This is a genomic window from Mucilaginibacter sp. dw_454 (assembly GCF_018449775.1).
Taxonomy (GTDB): domain Bacteria; phylum Bacteroidota; class Bacteroidia; order Sphingobacteriales; family Sphingobacteriaceae; genus Mucilaginibacter.
In genome coordinates, this window is sequence record NZ_JAAVVB010000001.1 from 664439 (window position 1) to 682852 (window position 18414).

The window sequence follows — 18414 nt, forward strand, 5'->3', positions numbered from 1 at the left end:
TGTCCGCCCTTGTTGGTGTTATCACCAACAAGTATCATTGGGTTACTAGCATTACCCACCGGGCGAGTTGTTGGTGATAACACCAACAACGGCCAGGCGCAGCATTGAAATACCGTTAATCTATAAAACAAACTCATTTATCGCCAATCCAAAGCTGAGGCTACATACTCCAAAATGGCAGCAATACGCCGGTCTCCGTGTCTAACGGTAAATAAATATTTAATTTTCAAGCATAAAAGACTAGCTTTATATTAACCATCAACCACTTATTCAATGAGAGCTTTAAAAAACCTGTTCCGGGCTTCTGCCTGCTTCGCACTTTGTTTAGTTGCAACTAATACTTTTGCTCAACGCGAGCGCTTTTCTGCCGAAAAATTTGTAGACAAAGCCGGCGATACCTTGCGTTACAATATCCTTGGCCCGGATGACGATATCTCGCGCAGTACACCCCTGGTGATATTTTTACATGGCAGCGGCGAGCGCGGTACAGATAATCAGGCCCAATTAAAATGGGGCGCTATGGCTTTTGCTACAGACCAGATGATGTCCTTGCATCCCGCAGTAGTTATTGTACCACAATGCCCTCCGGGCCAACAGTGGGGTAATTTCGACAGAGGTAACAACGGAATGATAGGCAATTTAAGGTCGACACCAACCACGCCAATGCAGGCTTTGCGTGAGTTGATAGACCAGGTGGTGAAAAATTATCATGTAGACACTAAACGGATATACATTACCGGCCTGAGCATGGGCGGGATTGGTACGTTTGATGCGGTTGAGCGTTATCCAGATCTGTTTGCTGCGGCCCTGCCTGTTTGTGGTGGCGGCGATGTCTCAAAGATCGGCGCAGCGGCCAAGATACCAATGTGGATCTGCGCGGGTAGCGATGACCCAAACGTTAATAATCAAAACTCTGTAGATATGCTGCTGGGATTGCGTAAGGCAGGTGCGCACCCGGGCTTTACTTTGTATCCTCAAACCGGTCACTTGTCGTGGTTATCTGTTTATAGCGATCCGCATATTATGGAGTGGTTGTTTAGCCAACATATGCAATAAATAAATGTTTACACTCTTTTGGACTGTGGTCGGTGTTATCACCGCATTACATCAAGAGAACGTACACCAACAACGGCCGAGAGATTTTCCGCTACGTTATCGTGAGCGAGGTACGAGCGTAACGATCTCTGACCGTTGCGTTAGTCCGCTTATCCGGAGATCGCCACACTCGTACCTCGTTCGCGATGACGTGGTGGGTAAGAGTAAAAATTTGTCATCTCGAACGGTAGTGAGAGATCTATACACGAGTTAGTTGCCGAATGATTTGCGCGTGTATAGATTTCTCCCGTCGGTCGAAATGACAAAAAAATAATAAATACCGAGCTGCATACTCGCGCCACCGAAGGTTAAAAGTATTAAGGCACATTATTTGTAGAATTCTTAAAAATAAAGATTTTATGAGTTCTGCGTTTGTAAAAGAGGGCGAGTATCAAAAACTTAGTGATGTTGATCCATCACTGGGTGCATTATCTTTCTATTTGCGCCAGGATAACGGCGGACAGATAGTTCGCGAAAGCAAAAGCTTTTATAGTGAAAAATGCGGCCGGCATGTTTATGAAATGAGCGACGGGCTAACCTATGCGCTTGACGACAACAATAAGTGGATGATTATTCTTGATGCCTGCTAATCCATGAGCTGGACCTGCCCCAAATGTGAGCGCGAGTTGCCCTGGCAAGATTTCCGGCATTATTGTAAGCGGGTTAGCCTCGACTCGCTTTTTGAAGGCCGGTCCGAAGAATTGGTGCTTGTTTTTGACAAGATCCTGGCAGAGATAGCCGACTGGCCCAAAGTATTAATTAGTACCACACCCAACTGCATTGTGTTTTATAAACGCACAGGTTTCCTCATCATCCGCCCTATGAAAAAATGGCTCGATATAAAATTCTACTCCAAAGAGCCGCATAAAGAAAAACCGGTGATAAAAAGCGTGGCCAATGGTAAAAAATATGAAAATCACCTACGGCTAACCAATGTCGATGAACTCAAACCGGGGGTGTTTGTTTATATACGGGAGTCTTATGAGCTTGTTTAAGGAATACCAAATTCGGCGCTAATACTAACAACTGCCAAGTATGTAAATGTCATCTCGAACGGTAGTGAGAGATATATACACGAGTTAGTTGCCGAATGATTTGCGCGTGTATAGATTTCTCCCGATGGTCGAAATGACAACACGAATATAATTTCAAAAAACTCCCCCTATCATTGGCGTTACTAGCATTACCCACCGCACGGCTTGTTGGTGATAACACCAACAACGGCCAAGAGAAAATAGCCTTTTGTCATTGCGAGGAGGAACGACGAAGCAATCGCAAAGAAGCTGGGTAAATTCGCGATTGCCACGCTGCGCTCGCAATGACAGATCTTTTAATTCCGACATCAAATTAAAACGGCGGCTCATCCTCCATATCATCCATTCTTGACGGGCGGATAATAAAGTTGCTCGGCTTATCAAAATCTGTTGATGGGTTAAGGCCGGTGAAAGCGCTGCCGGTTGGCTGGAATGAATCGTTGGCGTCCAAATCCGTAAATTTCACATATTTACCAACGAATTTCAGTCGCACAGTTCCGGTTTCGCCGTTACGGTGCTTGGCTATGATAACCTCGCCCACGCCTTTGGTTGGGTTATTGTCTTCGTCAACTTCCAGGCCGTAATATTCAGGGCGGTATAAGAACAGTACCATATCCGCATCCTGCTCGATAGAACCCGACTCACGTAAATCTGAAAGCATTGGCCTTTTGTTAGCACCCGGGCGACTCTCTACCGCACGACTTAACTGCGACAGGGCAATAACTGGTACGTTCAATTCTTTAGCTACCGATTTTAAGGCACGCGAGATACTACCAATTTCCTGCTCACGGTTACCGCCGCCTTTGGCATCGCTTTTACCGTGCATTAGTTGTAAGTAGTCAATGATGATTAGCTGGATATCGTACTGCGATTTTAAACGGCGGCATTTAGCCCTGAATTCGAAGATGTTCAGCGCCGGGGTATCGTCAATAATCAGCGGGGCCTGTTCCAGTCGGCCAATTTTAGAGTGGATCTGTTGCCATTCCCATTCCTCTAGCGTACCCTTACGGATCTTTTCCTGCTCGATCTCGGTTTCGCCAGATACCAGACGATTAACTAACTGTACCGACGACATCTCCAAAGAAAATACCACCACAGGTTTTTCAAAATCAACCGCGGCATTACGCGCACAGGTTAATACGAAAGCGGTTTTACCCATCGCAGGGCGGGCGGCGATGATCACCAGGTCGGATTTTTGCCAGCCTGAGGTCATACGGTCAAGGTCGGTAAAGCCGGAGGCTACACCCGTTAGGCCGTCTTTTTTATCTTTTAGGGCTTCAATTTCTTTTAAGGTTTCCTGCAACAGGTCGTCCATTTTGCGCGAATCGCGGCGCAGGTTATTTTGGGCGATGTCGAACAGGTTCTTCTCGGCTTTGTCCAATAGGTCCAGTACGTCGGTAGTATCCTCGTAAGCTGTTGTAATTATATCTGTAGAAATACGGATCAGTTCGCGCTGAATGAATTTTTGAATGATGATACGCGAGTGGTATTCAATATTAGCGGCAGACGCCACACGATTGGTTAACTCGGTAATATAATAAGCGCCGCCAATCATTTCCAGCTCGCCCTGGGCACGCAGCTGCGAGGTAACGGTCAAAATATCAACCGGCGACGTTTTTTCGAACAACCATTGTATGGTTTTAAAGATTCGTTGATGGCTGTCTTTGTAAAACACATCCGGTTTCAGGATGTCAATAACAGACGACAGGGCATCTTTTTCCAGCATCAGGGCACCCAATACAGCTTCCTCTAAATCAATAGCTTGCGGGGGCAATTTGCCTAAACCGGTGTAGGGGGTTGGGTTGGTAATCCGGCTGCGTTTATCGCTGGCATTTTGCTTGTTGTATTGGTTATCGTTCTCGAAAATCATGGTCATCAAAAATATACTAAAAAGCGGCGGATTTACCTATAGTTAATTACTTTTTTTTTCAAATCGCGTTGTTAACAGTCCGTTGTTGGTAAATAAATATTCTGACTGTAAAACGCCCTTTCTATAGCGTTGTTAGTAACTCGATTTTGCTATTTACACCTAAAATTTATACAATCAATCGCAGCATAACCTCCCGCGGTACAAAGTTAATTAATATGGCTATTTTTGCGCTCATAATCTAATAGCAAAATGTATAATAATAACAGGGAACCCCGCGAAAGCAACCAGGTAGTTTTTGGTATCCGCGCGGTTATTGAGGCCATCAAAGCAGGTAAAGAAATTGAATCATTATACATACAACGCGGCATCGGCGGCGAGCTGCTGGCGGAGCTAAAAGGACTGCTGGCCGAATATAATATCACGGCACAACAAGTACCGGTAGAGAAGCTGAATCGCATCACCATGAAAAACCACCAGGGTGTGATTGCGTTTATCTCGCCAATTACTTATCAGAAAATAGAAGATATCATTCCGCAGGTATTTGAAAAAGGAGAGGTACCATTGATTTTGGTGTTGGATTCTATTACCGACGTGCGTAACATGGGCGCCATTGCCCGTACTGCAGAGTGCAGCGGTGTACATGCCATCGTAGTACCGGCAAAGGGTTCGGCGCAAATTAATCCGGACGCTATCAAAACATCCGCAGGGGCTTTATACAAGATCCCGGTATGCCGTCATGATAATTTTATGCAGACCATCAAGTTTCTGCAGGAAAGTGGCCTGCAACTGGTTTGCTGCACCGAAAAAACGCAAGAGTATATCTATAAACCCGATTATACCGCACCAACGGCCATCATCATGGGGTCTGAAGAAGATGGCGTACGCAACGATATCATCCGCATAGCAGACCACCTGGCTAAAATACCGATGTATGGCGAGATCGAGTCTTTGAATGTGTCGGTGGCTACGGGGATAATTTTGTACGAGGCGATTAGGCAGCGGTTAGGTTAAAAACCGTCTTGTCATTCTGAGCGTAGCGAAGAATCTTATCAAATTTGCTTTGTATGGCGTGTAAGATCCTTCGCTATGCTCAGGATGACAATTTTTTGAATAGATATTCTATGATAAGCGACCTGGATAACTTCTACTTACAGCATAGCGATGAAGTAAACTCATGTCTGCTTGCGCTTAGAAAGCTTATTTTAGATCAAGACAAAGACGTTACCGCCGAATGGAAATACCGCATGCCTTTCTTTTGTTATAAGGGCAAAATGTTTTGCTATTTGTGGGCAGATAAGGTTAGCCACAAACCTTACATCGGTTTTGTAGAAGGCAAACACCTCAATCATCCTGATTTGATTTTAGGAGAACGCGCCAGGATGAAAATTCTGTTTGTAGAACCTGATCAGGATTTGCCCGTAGATGACATTGAAGATCTAATAAAACAAGCGCTCGATCTGTACCGTTCAGGGATAATCAAAATAAAATAACAACTGTAGAGACGCAATATTTTGCGTCTCTGTCCGCATCATCGCAAGATGTATATGCGTGTCGAATCGCAAGCCTAAGACGCAAAATATTGCGTCTCTACATATTTCAATTATCTCCAGGCGCCCAATATCGCACCCATCACCACCAGCGCTACCATACTGTAAAGTCCATTAATAAAAATATGTCGCCAGCTTTTTTGCTCAAACAAGCTATGCGTGGCAATTGCACCAAATGTCCAGATACCAGCCAGGAAGCCTGCGGTGGCACCCCATGACGTGGTGGTAGCAGGCGTTGCCAAAAAAGCGGCCAGGTTTGCCGATGATATTAAAGAAAACAAAGCAGTAAAGCCAAATATCTTGGCGCTGTTGCCGCTTCGCACCTCTTCTTGGGTAAGTTTACTGTCCACCATCCAGGCGGTGCCAAATACTTTGGGATTGTACCAAATACCGCCGATAACAAAAGAAGAAAGAGCCGCCACCAAAACGGCGGGCCAATTGATCAAAGCTGGGTTCATAGTTTTTAGGGTTTAATTGTGACGTTAATCAAATTAAATTTATAAAAAATATTTTGAAATAAAAACAAAAATCGCCTGATTATCAGGCGATTTTTGTTTTTATAAGTAGACCATCGATAGAAACTAATCTCTAGCCCCCCGATCTCTAATCACTAAACTTAAATATATTTTGTCCCAAACTGTTGCTTCACATCGGCAACCACTTTTTTAACGTTTTGTTCCTGGTCGCGCGGGCAGATCAGTAGTGTGTTGTTTGATTCAACCACGATGTAATCATGCAAGCCTTGTAAAATCACCAGTTTATCTTCGGGTACATTCACCATACAGTTCGACGAGTCGTACATAATCACTTTTTCTGACGGGATAACCGCATTGCCTACGTAATCTTTATCAGCCAACTCATAAATAGAGGCCCAGGTGCCTAAATCTGACCAACCAAACTCTGATGGCAAAACGTAAACGTTGTCAGCCTTTTCCATAATACCATAATCGATAGAGATATTGGTGCATTGCATATAGGCCTGGTTTACGTGGGTGCGCTCATTTTCGGTATTGTAATGCGGGCGTGCCTCGGCAAAAATATCATTCATTTCAGGCAGGTATTGCTCAAATGCTTTTACAATAGCTTTGGCCGACCATACAAAGATCCCCGCGTTCCACAAGAAGTCGCCGCTTTGCAGGAAGGTTCTTGCAATCTCCAGCGTAGGCTTCTCGGTAAACGTTTTTACTTTATGGAAGTCGCCGTCAATAACGTTTTCAGTGTATTGAATATAACCGTAACCTGTATCCGGGCGAGACGGTTTAATACCCAGGGTTACCAGGCACTGGTGTTTTGTAGCAGTTTGTAATGATTTTTCGATGGTGGCTACAAAACCAGCTTCGTCAAGAATCAGGTGATCTGACGGCGCCACAACAATAGCAGCATCCGGATTGATAGATTCTATTTTAAAACAACCGTAAGCTACGCAGGGCGCTGTATTGCGCATTACCGGCTCGGTTAGTATCTGGTTGTAGGCCATATCTGGCAACTGGGTTTTTACCAGTTCGGTATAGCTTTCATTAGTAACAACAAAAATATTTTCTTTAGGGCATACTTTTAAAAAACGGTCATACGTTTGCTGTATTAACGTTTTACCGGTGCCCAAAATATCAATAAACTGTTTTGGGTGCGAGGTACGGCTTATAGGCCAAAAACGGCTTCCTATACCTCCCGCCATAATAATGGCATAATAGTTTTTATTCATGTTGTTATTGTAGAAATTTAGTTTGGTATTGTTGCAGCAAATGTGGGCATTTATCTGTTAAGTAATCGTTAACCGGTATGATATTGTTGTCCGCACAAATCGCATAAGCATATAAAAGGATAAATAAACAAATTGTTTTTTAACGGATAATCATTTTAGTATAAAATTTTAAAGTAAATCTATCGTTTATTCATAAATTTTTGTTACTTTAAACTTTCAAATTATTACAATAAATAGGAGTACCTATAATGATAGAGACAAAAAAATCGCTCTTTGACAACCTCCAGAACTTTTTCGGGTTCGATAATTTCAAAGGAGAGCAAGAAGCGATTATCACCAACATCCTGGCCGGTAATGATACGTTTGTAATTATGCCTACAGGTGGTGGTAAATCTATGTGTTACCAACTACCCGCTTTAATGAGCGAGGGTACCGCTATTGTGATCTCGCCGCTTATCGCACTGATGAAAAACCAGGTAGATCAATTAAGAGCCTTCGGCGGATCAGACAGTATTGCGCATTTCTTAAATTCTTCATTAACCAAAGCCGATATAGTTAGAGTAAAAGATGATGTGCTGAGTGGCAAAACCAAGTTGCTTTACGTAGCGCCCGAGTCATTAACCAAACAAGAAAATATTGATTTTTTACGCTTGAACAACGTATCGTTCGTGGCTGTTGATGAAGCGCATTGTATCTCAGAGTGGGGGCATGATTTCAGGCCCGAATATCGAAAAATACGCCAGGTGATCAGCAATATTGGCGACGATATACCTATCATAGCTTTAACGGCCACCGCAACGCCTAAAGTACAGCAGGACATCCAAAAAAACCTGCAGATGAATAATGCGACGATCTACAAATCGTCGTTTAACCGCGCAAATCTTTTCTACGAAGTACGTGCCAAGCGAAATGTCATCAAAGAGATTGTTAAATACGTAAAACAGCACCAGGGAAAATCGGGCATTATATACTGTCTGAGCCGTAAAAAGGTAGAAGAAGTGGCTGAGGTATTGGCATTAAATGGGGTAAAGGCTTTGCCTTATCACGCCGGCCTTGACCCTAAAGTACGTGCCGATACGCAAGACAAATTCCTGATGGAAGATGTGGACGTAATTGTGGCTACCATTGCCTTTGGGATGGGTATTGATAAACCCGATGTACGTTACGTAATACACCACGACGTGCCTAAAAGCATGGAAGGTTACTACCAGGAAACCGGCCGCGCCGGCCGTGATGGTGGCGAAGGGGTTTGTGTGGCTTTCTACTCACAAAAAGATGTAGACAAGCTTCAAAAATTCATGAAAGATAAGCCGGTTGCTGAACGCGAGATCGGCACCCAGATACTGAAAGAAGTTATTGATTATGCCGAGTCGTCTGTTTGTCGTCGTAAGCAGTTATTGCATTACTTTGGCGAAAATTTTAACGAGGCCGGTTGTAATAACATGTGCGACAACTGCTGCGCGCAAAAAACATATTTTGATGCTGAGGAGCAATTACACAAGGCGTTAAACTTAATCAAGCAAACAGGCGAGAAGTTTGACGATCATCACATTATCAATATATTAATGGGTGTTGAAACCCAGCAGGTGCATAATTATGAGCATCATTTATTGGAGCTTTTCCGCACCGGTAAAGACGACGGCGAAGTACTTTGGAACTCCTTACTGCGCCAGGCATTGCTGAATAATTATTTGTCAAAAGATATTGATCAATACGGTTTATTGCGTTTAACCAAGCTGGGGCACTCTTTTTTAGATAACCCGCACAGTATTCGGTTTATCTTGAACCGCGCCATAGAGCCTGCTGATGATGATGGTGGCGATGACGACACCAAACAGGGAGGAGGGGCGCTGGATACAGAGTTGCTGCAAATGCTGAGAGATCTGCGCAAAAAAATAGCGAAGCAAAAAGGTTTGCCACCGTTTGTGTTGTTCCAGGACCCGTCCTTAGAGGAGATGTGTACGCATTATCCTATCACGCAGGACGAATTGAAACAAATATCGGGCGTAGGAGCGGGCAAAGCTTCTAAGTTTGGCGCTCCGTTTATTGATCTGATCAAGAAATATGTTGAGGATAATGATATTGACCGTCCGGTTGATATGGTGATTAAAAGTGCTGCCAATAAATCGGCATTGAAAGTGTTCATTATCCAAAATATCGACAGGCATTTAAATCTCGACGATATAGCTGCCTCAAAAGGATTGACTTACGAGGAAGTGTTGAAGGAGGTTGAAACCATCGTTAACTCGGGTACTAAACTCAATCTTAACTATTATATAGATGAGGTGATAGATGAGGACAAGCAGGAAGAAGTGTTTGATTACTTCCGTACAGCCGAAATAGACTCGATAGACGACGCGTTGGCCGAGCTGGGCGCTGATGACTATACCCGCGAAGAAGTACAGCTGATGCGGATAAAATTCATGTCAGAATTAGGAAACTAACTAACATTACAACAAAGGCCTCCAATTTGGAGGCCTTTGTTGTATGCGCATGTATTGCGCTAAATTAAAGGCAAAGTTTTAAATAATATATGGAGATAACACATATAATCTTAGAAAGTGTTGCCATTTTAATTGGCTTATATTTGGCCTTTGTTAAATCATTTTTTCAAGAAAAAGGAAAAAATTTAGCAACGCAACAAGACATCGCTAAGATTACTCAACTTGTTGAAGAGGTAAAAAAACAATATAATGACGATACCGAATATTTGAAAAGTCAATTAAATCTACACAATCAAAGTTTTACGGATATAAAAACCCTTGAGAGAAATGCTTTGATTGAAATAAATTTAAAATACTCTGATTGGTTAAATGCTCTAAATTCTTTTTCACTGATATATTATTCATACGACAATTTTGAAAGCCTTACTTCTATAGATTTGTTTTTTAATGAAAAGCAGCTCGCTTTTAACGTAGCGAGAGACAATTTGCATTTATACTTACATGATTTGGAACTTTTGGAATTAGAAAGAGAGCTGGCAATATCAACTATGGAATTAGAAGGAAATATACTCGTAAGCGTTAATAATTTTATTTCAAATTGCAGGAATTATAATTTTGCCAAGGCTTCGGCAAAAGGGGACGAGCAACTAAAATTAAATAGGGAATATCATGATTTGCAAAAACCTCTTCTCGTTGATGGCTTAAAAGAAAAAAATAAAATCTTTATGGTGGCCTACAACCATCAAGTTAAGTTTATCAGACGATTGAATAAAATTATTTATAGTTTGATTGATAAATAAAGGTCCAACTATTTTGCCGTAATCTTAATCTCCGTGCGGCGGTTTTTAGCCCGATTTTCATCAGTATCATTTGGTGCCAAAGGCTGTGTTTTGCCATAGCCTATAAACACCATCCGCGCCGGATCAATTTTGCCGCTAATCAGGAAGTTATAAACCGATTTTGCCCGGTTTTCTGATAAAGTTTGATTCAAATCATCTTTACCAACGTTATCGGTATGGCCCGAAATTTCAATATGCACTGTAGGGTTCAACTGTAAAAATTCGATCAACTTTTGTAACTCCGGTTTCGATTCCGGCTCTAGTTGGAATTTATTAGTGTCAAAAAAGATGTTTTTAAGGATAACTTTATTACCCACCTCAATAGGTTCTAACAAAGCCGTTATAAAAAACGGATTGCTGGAGGTGTGCCCAACCAACGAAAAATTCTCGGAATAAAACAGGTAGCCGGGTCTGGAGATATTTAAGCCGTAGTTTTGACCGGCGGTTATCGTAGCCAGGAAGTCGCCTTTGTCCTCAGAGCTGTAGTCTTGATAAACAGGGCGGTTGTTTTCCAGTGCGATGATCTCTACCGCCGACTGGAGCGGTTGATGCGTTTTGGCGTCGCTTACAAACCCTTTAACATAGGTTACCATATGCGGGCGCAGCTCCATTGGCATCTCGAAGGTATAAATATCGAAGCCGCCATAACCGTCTAGTTTGTTTGACGAGAAAAAAGCCAGGTTACCACTAGCATTAAGGCTTAATCCGCTTTCGTCGCCATTAGTATTGATAGGGTAGCCCAGGTTTTTAGGAACCTGCCATTTGCCATCTTTACCCAGGCGGCTTACAAAAAGGTCCTGGTTGCCCATTCCCGGCCATCCATTAGAGCAGAAGTAGAGCGTGCTATCATCAGGGTGTATAAATGGCGATTGTTCGTTATAAGCGGTGTTGATATTAGGTCCCAAGTTCTCCGGTTCGCTCCAGCCTTTGTCTCCTAACGTCGATTTCCAGATATCATATCCACCATATCCACCTTTACGGTTACTCACAAAAAATAGCGTGCGGCCATCGGCACTGATAGAAGGCTGCGACTCCCAGCCACTGGTATTAACCGGGGGGCTTAAGCTAAACGGCTTACCCCAATCGTCGCCCTTTTTTGTGGCGACATAAATATCGCAACGCCCGTGACCATCAGGACGATTACATCCCGTAAAAAACAAAAATTTACCGTCCTGCGATACAGATTCTGAACCCTCGTTATAGTTTGGCGTATTGATACGGTCGCTCAGATACACTGCTTTTTGCCATTGGTTATTAGTTTTATCGCTTTGATAAAAATCTTCGTTTTGGGCTATTTGTCGCGTAAAAATAATGGTCTTATCGTCAGCTGTAGATACCGGTGAGTATTCATCATTAGTGGTGTTGATATTAGGCCCCATGTTGACGGGTTTAAACGGCACCGGGTGCTGCATGGCATCAATAGCAAAGATGCAGTCCTTTAGTAACTTCTGTGCATAATCACGGTCGCGATCCGCATTATTTGGTAATGACAGGAATTTTTGCAGATGGGCCGTAGCCTCCTTGTACTGAGCCTCAGAGATTTCCATATCGGCAACCTTCATGTATATGGCGCGGCTAAAATCAGGATTTAAAGCAATAACCTTTCTAAATTCGTCTATACTGCCTTTGTTGTTTTTTGTAAGATGCAGGGTGTTGCCTAACAAGGCGTGGGCCTCTACGAATTTATCGTCGGCAGCAATGGCCTTTTTCAAAAAATCGATAGCTTCAGGATAGCTATGCTCGTCGATAGCCTGATTGCCCAGCGCGTAGTTTTTTATAGCCTCCTGATTGGTGGTAGAATAGGGCTGCTGCGCAAAAACGCAAACAGTTAAAAACAGCAATAAAAATGTAAGGAATACACTTTTCATTTTAATTTAGCGCCTAATGGTACACGCTAAGTTAAAAAATTAAGGGATATTAAGATACTTATGCGTCTGTAAAGATATTTCCCATTTTGGGTTGTTCATTACGTAATCAACAATAAGCGGGGTCATCTCTTTGGCTTTAGACCATTCAGGCTGTAAGTACAACTTGCAAGTAGATGAAACAAGTTCGGCATGTTGTTCGGCAAACTCAAAGTCAGATTTATTGAAGACAATCACCTTCAACTCATTAGCATGCTGCGCGATATGCGCACTAGGACCTTTAAATTTTTTTGGCGACAAACAGATCCAGTCCCAATGACCAGACAGGGGATAGGCACCTGAAGTTTCAATAAACGTTTTGATGCCTTTGCCCTGTAATTGAGCAGTAAGGTAATCCAGGTTATAAATTAACGGTTCGCCACCGGTAACTACTACAGCTTTGCCGGGATATTTTTCGGCATTTTCAACGATCGTATCGGCAGCGGTTAGCGGGTGCAGTTCGGCATCCCAGCTTTCTTTAACGTCGCACCAATGGCAGCCCACGTCGCAGCCACCCAGCCGGATAAAATACGCTGCCTTGCCGGTGTTGTATCCTTCTCCCTGTATCGTATAAAACTCTTCCATTAAAGGAAGCAATGTGCCGTCTTCCGGAACCTGGTGTGCCATAATAGGGCGCAAAGGTAGTTATTTGAGCTTAAAGCGGAAAGCTTTCAAGCTTAAAGCAGAAAGACTAAAGCAGAAAGCGACAATAAGCTGACGTAAAGATTAAACTTTTTTAAAACTTAAGGCTTTAAGCTTTGGTCTTTCTGCTTTCAGCTTAAATACCTAGCTTTGATATAGATGAAGAAGCCTTACCTGCTAATTTTTTCATGCCTGCTTTTTTGCCTCACCTCATGCGTGGACATAGAGGAGCATTATGATTTTAAATTAGACGGTTCATGTAATGTGGTTTATGGTTTTGACATGGGCCGCGCTGTTGAAGTTTTTAAGAATATACTCGCCGATTCAGTTAAACAAACACCTCAGTTTAATTTAGTTAAAGATACTACAATGAGCTTTTTGGCGGCAATGCCGGATAGCCTGGAAACCAAGCTTAGTAAAGACGAGTTAGCCTTGGCAGCCAACTGCAACCTGTCTGTTAAAATGGATCTGCAAAAAAGCGTCATGAAGTTGAGTATCACGCATATGGCTAAAGATGCAGATGATTTGCAGTATTATTTGGATCATCTTTCCAAAATCTCAATGAATAGTCAATTGGATGCAGTAACTAAAAGTTCAAAACAAACCCATGGTTATGACGCACGAGAATTGTTAGGCGGACAGGATTATTACCAATACGATGTTACCCCGCACAAATTTTACCGCATTATTGACAAAGCTAAATTCAACGCTTTTCTCAAGAAGACTCAAAATACACTGGTAATGGCTAAAGCCATGCTAATAGATATGCCGTATAAAGTAGTACTGAATTTTGCCAGGCCGGTAAAAAAGGTAAACAATCCCAGAGCTATTGTCTCTGCCGATCGTCGCCATGTTACACTCACCACCACCATGGATGATGTGATTAAGGACCCAACGGTGATGAACCTGAAAATAGATTTCTAAAACTATGGCCTGGTATAAAATACCTGATTTTCAATACACTGACCAGCCATTTATCAAAAAAGTAAAAGTTAACGGACGTGGCATTTGCCTGGTAGGCTATGACGGTAGCATCTATGCTTTGTCATCAACCTGCCCGCATGCCGGTGGCGAACTGAGCGGCGGCTGGTGCAAAAACGGAAAACTTATTTGCCCTATTCACCGTTACTCGTATGACATACATACAGGCAAGGGCGATCCCGGTCAGCATGATTTTGTAGATACCTATCCTGTTGAAATACGGGACGACGGCATTTACATCCGCATCGATTCCTTTTTAGAAAAAATTAAACAGGTATTTAAATGAGCGTAACAGCAATAGATCAATTAACCACAGAATTTTACGATAACATCAGTTTTGAAAATGGATTGATTCCGGATATTGAATCATTGCAATCCATATTTCACGGTGATGGGCTACTGATTAACAACAGCGATAAACAAATGGTTCTATATACCGCTGAATCGTTTGTGCAGGAACTGGAGTCGAAGGTTGCCTTGGGAGAGACGAATCAATTCAACCAACACGAAATTTATTCACGAACCGAATTGTTTGGTAAAATAGCACAGCGCATCAGCGTTTATGAACGCAGCTTTTCTGATTACCAGCAAGACCAGATGATCCGTGGTATCAATTTCATTCAATATGTTCTGATAGACGAAAGTTGGAAGATCACCTCAATGGTGTGGAACGATGAGAATGAAAACTACCAGGTGCCGGTTGATTATTTGGGCGAGAATGGGTCGAGGGTTGAAAGTCAAGAATCAAGAAGAACAAATCCTGACGCTTGATTCTTAGCTCTTGGAACTACCGGGTAGGGTTGGTTACTTGAGTAGTAGAGAGGGAGACAAGAATCAAGAACCAAGACAGGTTGAACCTCAATTTATCTTGATTCTTAGCTCTTGTTTCTTGATTCTAACTAAATGTATACTTCTTTCTTAGCCGAAGCTAAAGTATTCCTTAATAACCCGATAATCGTCATTAAACCAACACCACCGGGTACCGGGGTAATGAACGACGATTTTGGCGCCACGTTTTCGAAATCGACATCGCCGTATAATTTAAAGCCTGATTTGGTTGTGGTTGAAGTTTCGCGGTTCATGCCCACATCTATAACTACCACGCCATCTTTCACCATGTCGGCAGTAATAAAATTTTTCTTGCCAATGGCTACAATCAAGATGTCAGCATCCAAAGTAAACTTTTTGATATCAGGAGTGCGGCTATGGCAAATGGTTACCGTACAGTTGCCCGGAGTGGTGTTACGCGCCATCAGGATACTCATAGGCGAGCCTACAATGTTACTGCGTCCAACTACTACGCAATGTTTACCTGCAGTCTCCACGCCGTATTCTTTCAACATTAAAGTAATGCCATAAGGTGTAGCCGGAATAAATGAAGGCAAATTACGCTGCATGCGGCCCAGGTTAATAGGGTGGAAGCCGTCAACGTCTTTACGATAATCGATACGCTCAGTTACCTTCTCGGGGTCGATATGTTTCGGCAGGGGAAGCTGTACAATGATGCCGTCGATATCCGCATCAGCATTCAGCTCTTCCACTTTTTTCAATAGCTCAGCCTCAGTAACCGTATCTTCATAACGTACCAGGCTTGATTTAAAACCAACGTTCTCGCAGTTTTTGATCTTGCTGGCTACATAAGTTTCGCTGCCGCCGTCATGGCCAACCAATACTGCCACCAAATGAGGCTTGCGGCCGGTAGTTGCTAAGATCTTAGCCGCTTCTTCGGCTATTTCAACTTTAAGTTTTTCTGATACGTATTTTCCGTCTAAGAGCTGCATATGCAATGTTGTAAGGGCCAATGACCTATTTGGTTTGTACTTTTGCCGAATCGGTTTGTATTTTTGTATATTGATCTGGTTTTAAAAGCGTAGCTAATTTCTTGTTTACAAGCAATGTCAAATCTTTGTTATCGTATGACTTTTGGCCGATTTTATCTTTTGAAACAATTTCAAAAGATAATGACTGTATCTCTCGTCCGCTCATGCAACATGTTTTCCCCCCGCCCCAAAAAGTGGATGGATTAAATCCCACGCAAAGATTATTTATGTTTATACCGTTTGAATAGTAAACTTGTGGAATGGAATAGGTATGGTTAAATGTCCATTCATTTATATAACCTATACCGTTGGTATCCAAAACCAATATATTATCAGTTACATTTGATAAAACCAAGTTGACCTGTCCTTTATAACCTATGGGAACAATTAACTTTAAAGTTGGAGAGTACAACGTGTAATGAAAGTACAAAAAAGCTACAACAGTCGAAATTGAATAGAGGGTTAAAAAGGAGTTTTTCTTAAAGACGAATTTTAGAAGTGAGGCAACAGGTATGCAGGCTAATAAAATGCCAACTATGATCATTAACCCTAAGAAAAGTCCGGACAGAATCATCCCTCCGGGCACATTCTGCAACTTGAAAATTAATGTTACTAAAAGAGCAAGAGATAGTAATCCTGATGATATTTTAAGTGTTTTATCAGACATAAATTTCTCTCCGGTCTAATCTAATTTCAACACCGCCATAAACGCGCTTTGTGGTATCTCTACGTTACCCACCTGGCGCATGCGTTTTTTGCCGGCTTTTTGTTTCTCTAATAGTTTACGTTTACGCGATATATCACCACCATAACATTTGGCGGTAACGTCTTTACGCATGGCTTTTACGGTTTCGCGGGCGATGATCTTGGCGCCGATAGAAGCCTGGATAATAATCTCGAACTGCTGGCGCGGTAAAAGCTCTTTCAGCTTTTCGCAGATCTTTTTGCCAAAATCGTATGAGTTACCTCTGAAAATCAATGATGATAAAGCGTCAACCGGCTCAGAGTTTAGTTTGATATCTAAACGTACCAAATCACTTGGGCGATAACCTATCTGGTGATAATCAAACGATGCATAGCCTTTTGATATGGTCTTTAGCTTATCGTAAAAGTCAAATACAATCTCGCCCATCGGCATCTCAAAGATTAATTCTACACGATCTGAGGTCAGGTAGGATTGATTTTTAATAAAACCGCGTTTCTGGATACAAAGCGACATCACCGGCCCAACAAATTCAGACTTGGTAATGATAGTTGCTTTAATATAAGGCTCTTCAACACGGTCAATTTTACTTGGGTCGGGTAAGTCAGACGGGTTATTTACGATGATTTCATCGCCTCTGGTTGAGTAAGCCAGGTAAGACACGTTGGGCACGGTAGTAATCACCGTCATGTTAAACTCGCGCTCTAAGCGCTCCTGGATGATTTCCATGTGCAGCATGCCCAGGAAACCGCAACGGAAACCAAAGCCTAAAGCGGCAGACGATTCCGGTTCAAAAACTAAAGATGCATCATTCAATTGCAGCTTAGCCATTGATTCGCGTAGTTCTTCAAAATCGTCGGTATCAACCGGGTAGATCCCCGCAAATACCATTGGTTTAACCTCTTCAAAACCCTGTATGCCGCTTTCGCAAGGGCGGGTAATAGTGGTTATGGTATCGCCGACTTTAACCTCGCGCGATTCTTTAATACCTGATATAATATAACCCACATCGCCGGTTTTAATGACGTCTTTGGGTAATTGCTTTAATTTTAAAGTGCCGACTTCCTCGGCAATATACTGCTTTTCGGTAGCAAAGAATTTTACTTTATCGCCTTTACGGATCTCGCCGTTTACCACTTTAAAATAAGCCACAATACCACGAAACGAGTTATAAACCGAGTCAAAGATCAAGGCTTGTAATGGCGCATCCGGATCGCCAACGGGAGCGGGTACACGCTCTATAATGGCACGTAAAATATCATGTACACCCATGCCGGTTTTGCCTGATGCAGCTAAGATATCTTCGCGCTTGCAGCCAATCAGCTCAACTATCTGGTCCTTTACCTCTTCTGGCATAGCACCCGGTAGGTCCATTTTATTCAGTACCGGAATAATTTCCAGGTCGTTCTCTAAAGCTAAATAAAGGTTAGATATAGTTTGTGCCTGGATGCCTTGTGCTGCATCTACAATCAATAAAGCGCCTTCGCAGGCCGCTATTGAGCGTGATACTTCGTACGAGAAATCTACGTGGCCGGGAGTGTCTATCAGGTTTAGTACATATTTCTGACCGTCAAGCTCATAATCCATTTGTATGGCGTGGCTTTTTATGGTGATACCACGCTCGCGCTCCAGGTCCATGTCGTCAAGCAATTGTGCCTGGCTTTCTCGTTGGGTAATGGTGTTGGTATACTCTAATAACCTATCGGCAAGAGTACTCTTACCGTGGTCAATATGTGCTATAATACAAAAATTGCGTATGTGCTTCATTCAGGCGCAAAAATAGGTTTTTTAGGCGATAAATTTGTATGGTTTCCTATCTTAGTTTTTGTCTAT

18 protein-coding genes are annotated in these 18414 nt (G+C 42.6%); 10 read left to right on the plus strand and 8 right to left on the minus strand.

Annotated elements, in window-relative coordinates; translation table 11 throughout:
* Nucleotides 1-273 precede the first annotated feature (273 nt).
* The 3 genes from HB679_RS02995 to HB679_RS03005 all read left to right on the plus strand — a co-directional run bounded on the left by HB679_RS02995 (nucleotide 274) and on the right by HB679_RS03005 (nucleotide 2090).
* The gene (locus tag HB679_RS02995) at nucleotides 274-1056 is read left to right on the plus strand and encodes a prolyl oligopeptidase family serine peptidase (protein WP_214070449.1); all 783 of its coding nucleotides are present in this window, start codon (nucleotides 274-276) and stop codon (nucleotides 1054-1056) included.
* 398 nt (nucleotides 1057-1454) lie between these two features.
* Nucleotides 1455-1685: a hypothetical protein gene (locus tag HB679_RS03000; RefSeq protein WP_214070450.1), complete on the plus strand. Its 231-nt coding sequence runs from the start codon at nucleotides 1455-1457 to the stop codon at nucleotides 1683-1685.
* 3 nt (nucleotides 1686-1688) lie between these two features.
* A complete protein-coding gene (locus tag HB679_RS03005; RefSeq protein WP_214070451.1) occupies nucleotides 1689-2090 on the plus strand; it encodes a DUF5655 domain-containing protein in 402 nt (133 codons plus the stop codon).
* Nucleotides 2091-2442: 352 nt separating this feature from the next.
* On the opposite strand, the gene dnaB is transcribed toward HB679_RS03005, so the two are convergent.
* Entirely contained in the window at nucleotides 2443-3999 is a 1557-nt protein-coding gene (dnaB, locus tag HB679_RS03010; protein ID WP_214071241.1) for a replicative DNA helicase, read from the minus strand.
* Between the two features lie 249 nt (nucleotides 4000-4248).
* On the opposite strand from dnaB, the gene rlmB reads away from it, so the two are divergent.
* Nucleotides 4249-5010: a 23S rRNA (guanosine(2251)-2'-O)-methyltransferase RlmB gene (rlmB, locus tag HB679_RS03015; protein ID WP_214070452.1), complete on the plus strand. Its 762-nt coding sequence runs from the start codon at nucleotides 4249-4251 to the stop codon at nucleotides 5008-5010.
* Nucleotides 5011-5120: 110 nt separating this feature from the next.
* The gene (locus HB679_RS03020; protein WP_214070453.1) at nucleotides 5121-5489 is read left to right on the plus strand and encodes a DUF1801 domain-containing protein; all 369 of its coding nucleotides are present in this window, start codon (nucleotides 5121-5123) and stop codon (nucleotides 5487-5489) included.
* Nucleotides 5490-5599: 110 nt separating this feature from the next.
* On the opposite strand, the gene HB679_RS03025 is transcribed toward HB679_RS03020, so the two are convergent.
* Nucleotides 5600-6004 carry a DUF1761 domain-containing protein gene (locus HB679_RS03025; RefSeq protein ID WP_214070454.1) on the minus strand — a complete coding sequence of 135 codons (405 nt, stop codon included), beginning with the start codon at nucleotides 6002-6004 and terminating at the stop codon, nucleotides 5600-5602.
* Nucleotides 6005-6162: 158 nt separating this feature from the next.
* Nucleotides 6163-7248 carry a mannose-1-phosphate guanylyltransferase gene (locus HB679_RS03030; protein ID WP_214070455.1) on the minus strand — a complete coding sequence of 362 codons (1086 nt, stop codon included), beginning with the start codon at nucleotides 7246-7248 and terminating at the stop codon, nucleotides 6163-6165.
* Between the two features lie 251 nt (nucleotides 7249-7499).
* Here HB679_RS03030 and recQ point away from each other — a divergent pair, with 251 nt between their 5' ends.
* The gene (gene recQ, locus HB679_RS03035) at nucleotides 7500-9692 is read left to right on the plus strand and encodes a DNA helicase RecQ (protein WP_214071242.1); all 2193 of its coding nucleotides are present in this window, start codon (nucleotides 7500-7502) and stop codon (nucleotides 9690-9692) included.
* Nucleotides 9693-9781: 89 nt separating this feature from the next.
* Nucleotides 9782-10492: a hypothetical protein gene (locus HB679_RS03040; RefSeq protein ID WP_214070456.1), complete on the plus strand. Its 711-nt coding sequence runs from the start codon at nucleotides 9782-9784 to the stop codon at nucleotides 10490-10492.
* Nucleotides 10493-10500: 8 nt separating this feature from the next.
* Here the strand turns inward: HB679_RS03040 and HB679_RS03045 are convergent, their stop codons facing one another.
* Together HB679_RS03045 and HB679_RS03050 are read right to left on the minus strand one after the other, a co-directional pair.
* Entirely contained in the window at nucleotides 10501-12399 is a 1899-nt protein-coding gene (locus HB679_RS03045; RefSeq protein WP_214070457.1) for an OmpA family protein, read from the minus strand.
* A 39-nt stretch (nucleotides 12400-12438) separates the two neighbouring features.
* Nucleotides 12439-13062 (minus strand): 7-carboxy-7-deazaguanine synthase QueE, encoded by a 624-nt coding sequence (locus HB679_RS03050; protein ID WP_214070458.1) that lies wholly within the window; start codon nucleotides 13060-13062, stop codon nucleotides 12439-12441.
* A gap of 174 nt (nucleotides 13063-13236) precedes the next feature.
* Between HB679_RS03050 and HB679_RS03055 the strand changes: the two genes are divergently transcribed.
* From HB679_RS03055 to HB679_RS03065, 3 genes are read left to right on the plus strand one after another with little or no spacing between them, the layout of a single operon-like run.
* Nucleotides 13237-14001 (plus strand): hypothetical protein, encoded by a 765-nt coding sequence (locus tag HB679_RS03055; RefSeq protein ID WP_214070459.1) that lies wholly within the window; start codon nucleotides 13237-13239, stop codon nucleotides 13999-14001.
* Nucleotides 14002-14005: 4 nt separating this feature from the next.
* Entirely contained in the window at nucleotides 14006-14344 is a 339-nt protein-coding gene (locus HB679_RS03060; RefSeq protein ID WP_214070460.1) for a Rieske 2Fe-2S domain-containing protein, read from the plus strand.
* Entirely contained in the window at nucleotides 14341-14829 is a 489-nt protein-coding gene (locus tag HB679_RS03065) for a hypothetical protein (RefSeq protein ID WP_214070461.1), read from the plus strand. The genes HB679_RS03060 and HB679_RS03065 overlap by 4 nt, the downstream gene beginning before the upstream one ends.
* A 128-nt stretch (nucleotides 14830-14957) precedes the next feature.
* On the opposite strand, the gene HB679_RS03070 is transcribed toward HB679_RS03065, so the two are convergent.
* From HB679_RS03070 to lepA, 3 genes are read right to left on the minus strand one after another with little or no spacing between them, the layout of a single operon-like run.
* A complete protein-coding gene (locus tag HB679_RS03070) occupies nucleotides 14958-15839 on the minus strand; it encodes a tetrahydrofolate dehydrogenase/cyclohydrolase catalytic domain-containing protein (RefSeq protein ID WP_214070462.1) in 882 nt (293 codons plus the stop codon).
* Nucleotides 15840-15864: 25 nt separating this feature from the next.
* Entirely contained in the window at nucleotides 15865-16545 is a 681-nt protein-coding gene (locus tag HB679_RS03075; protein WP_214070463.1) for a hypothetical protein, read from the minus strand.
* Between the two features lie 15 nt (nucleotides 16546-16560).
* Nucleotides 16561-18348 (minus strand): translation elongation factor 4, encoded by a 1788-nt coding sequence (lepA, locus tag HB679_RS03080; protein WP_214070464.1) that lies wholly within the window; start codon nucleotides 18346-18348, stop codon nucleotides 16561-16563.
* Nucleotides 18349-18414: the final 66 nt, after the last annotated feature.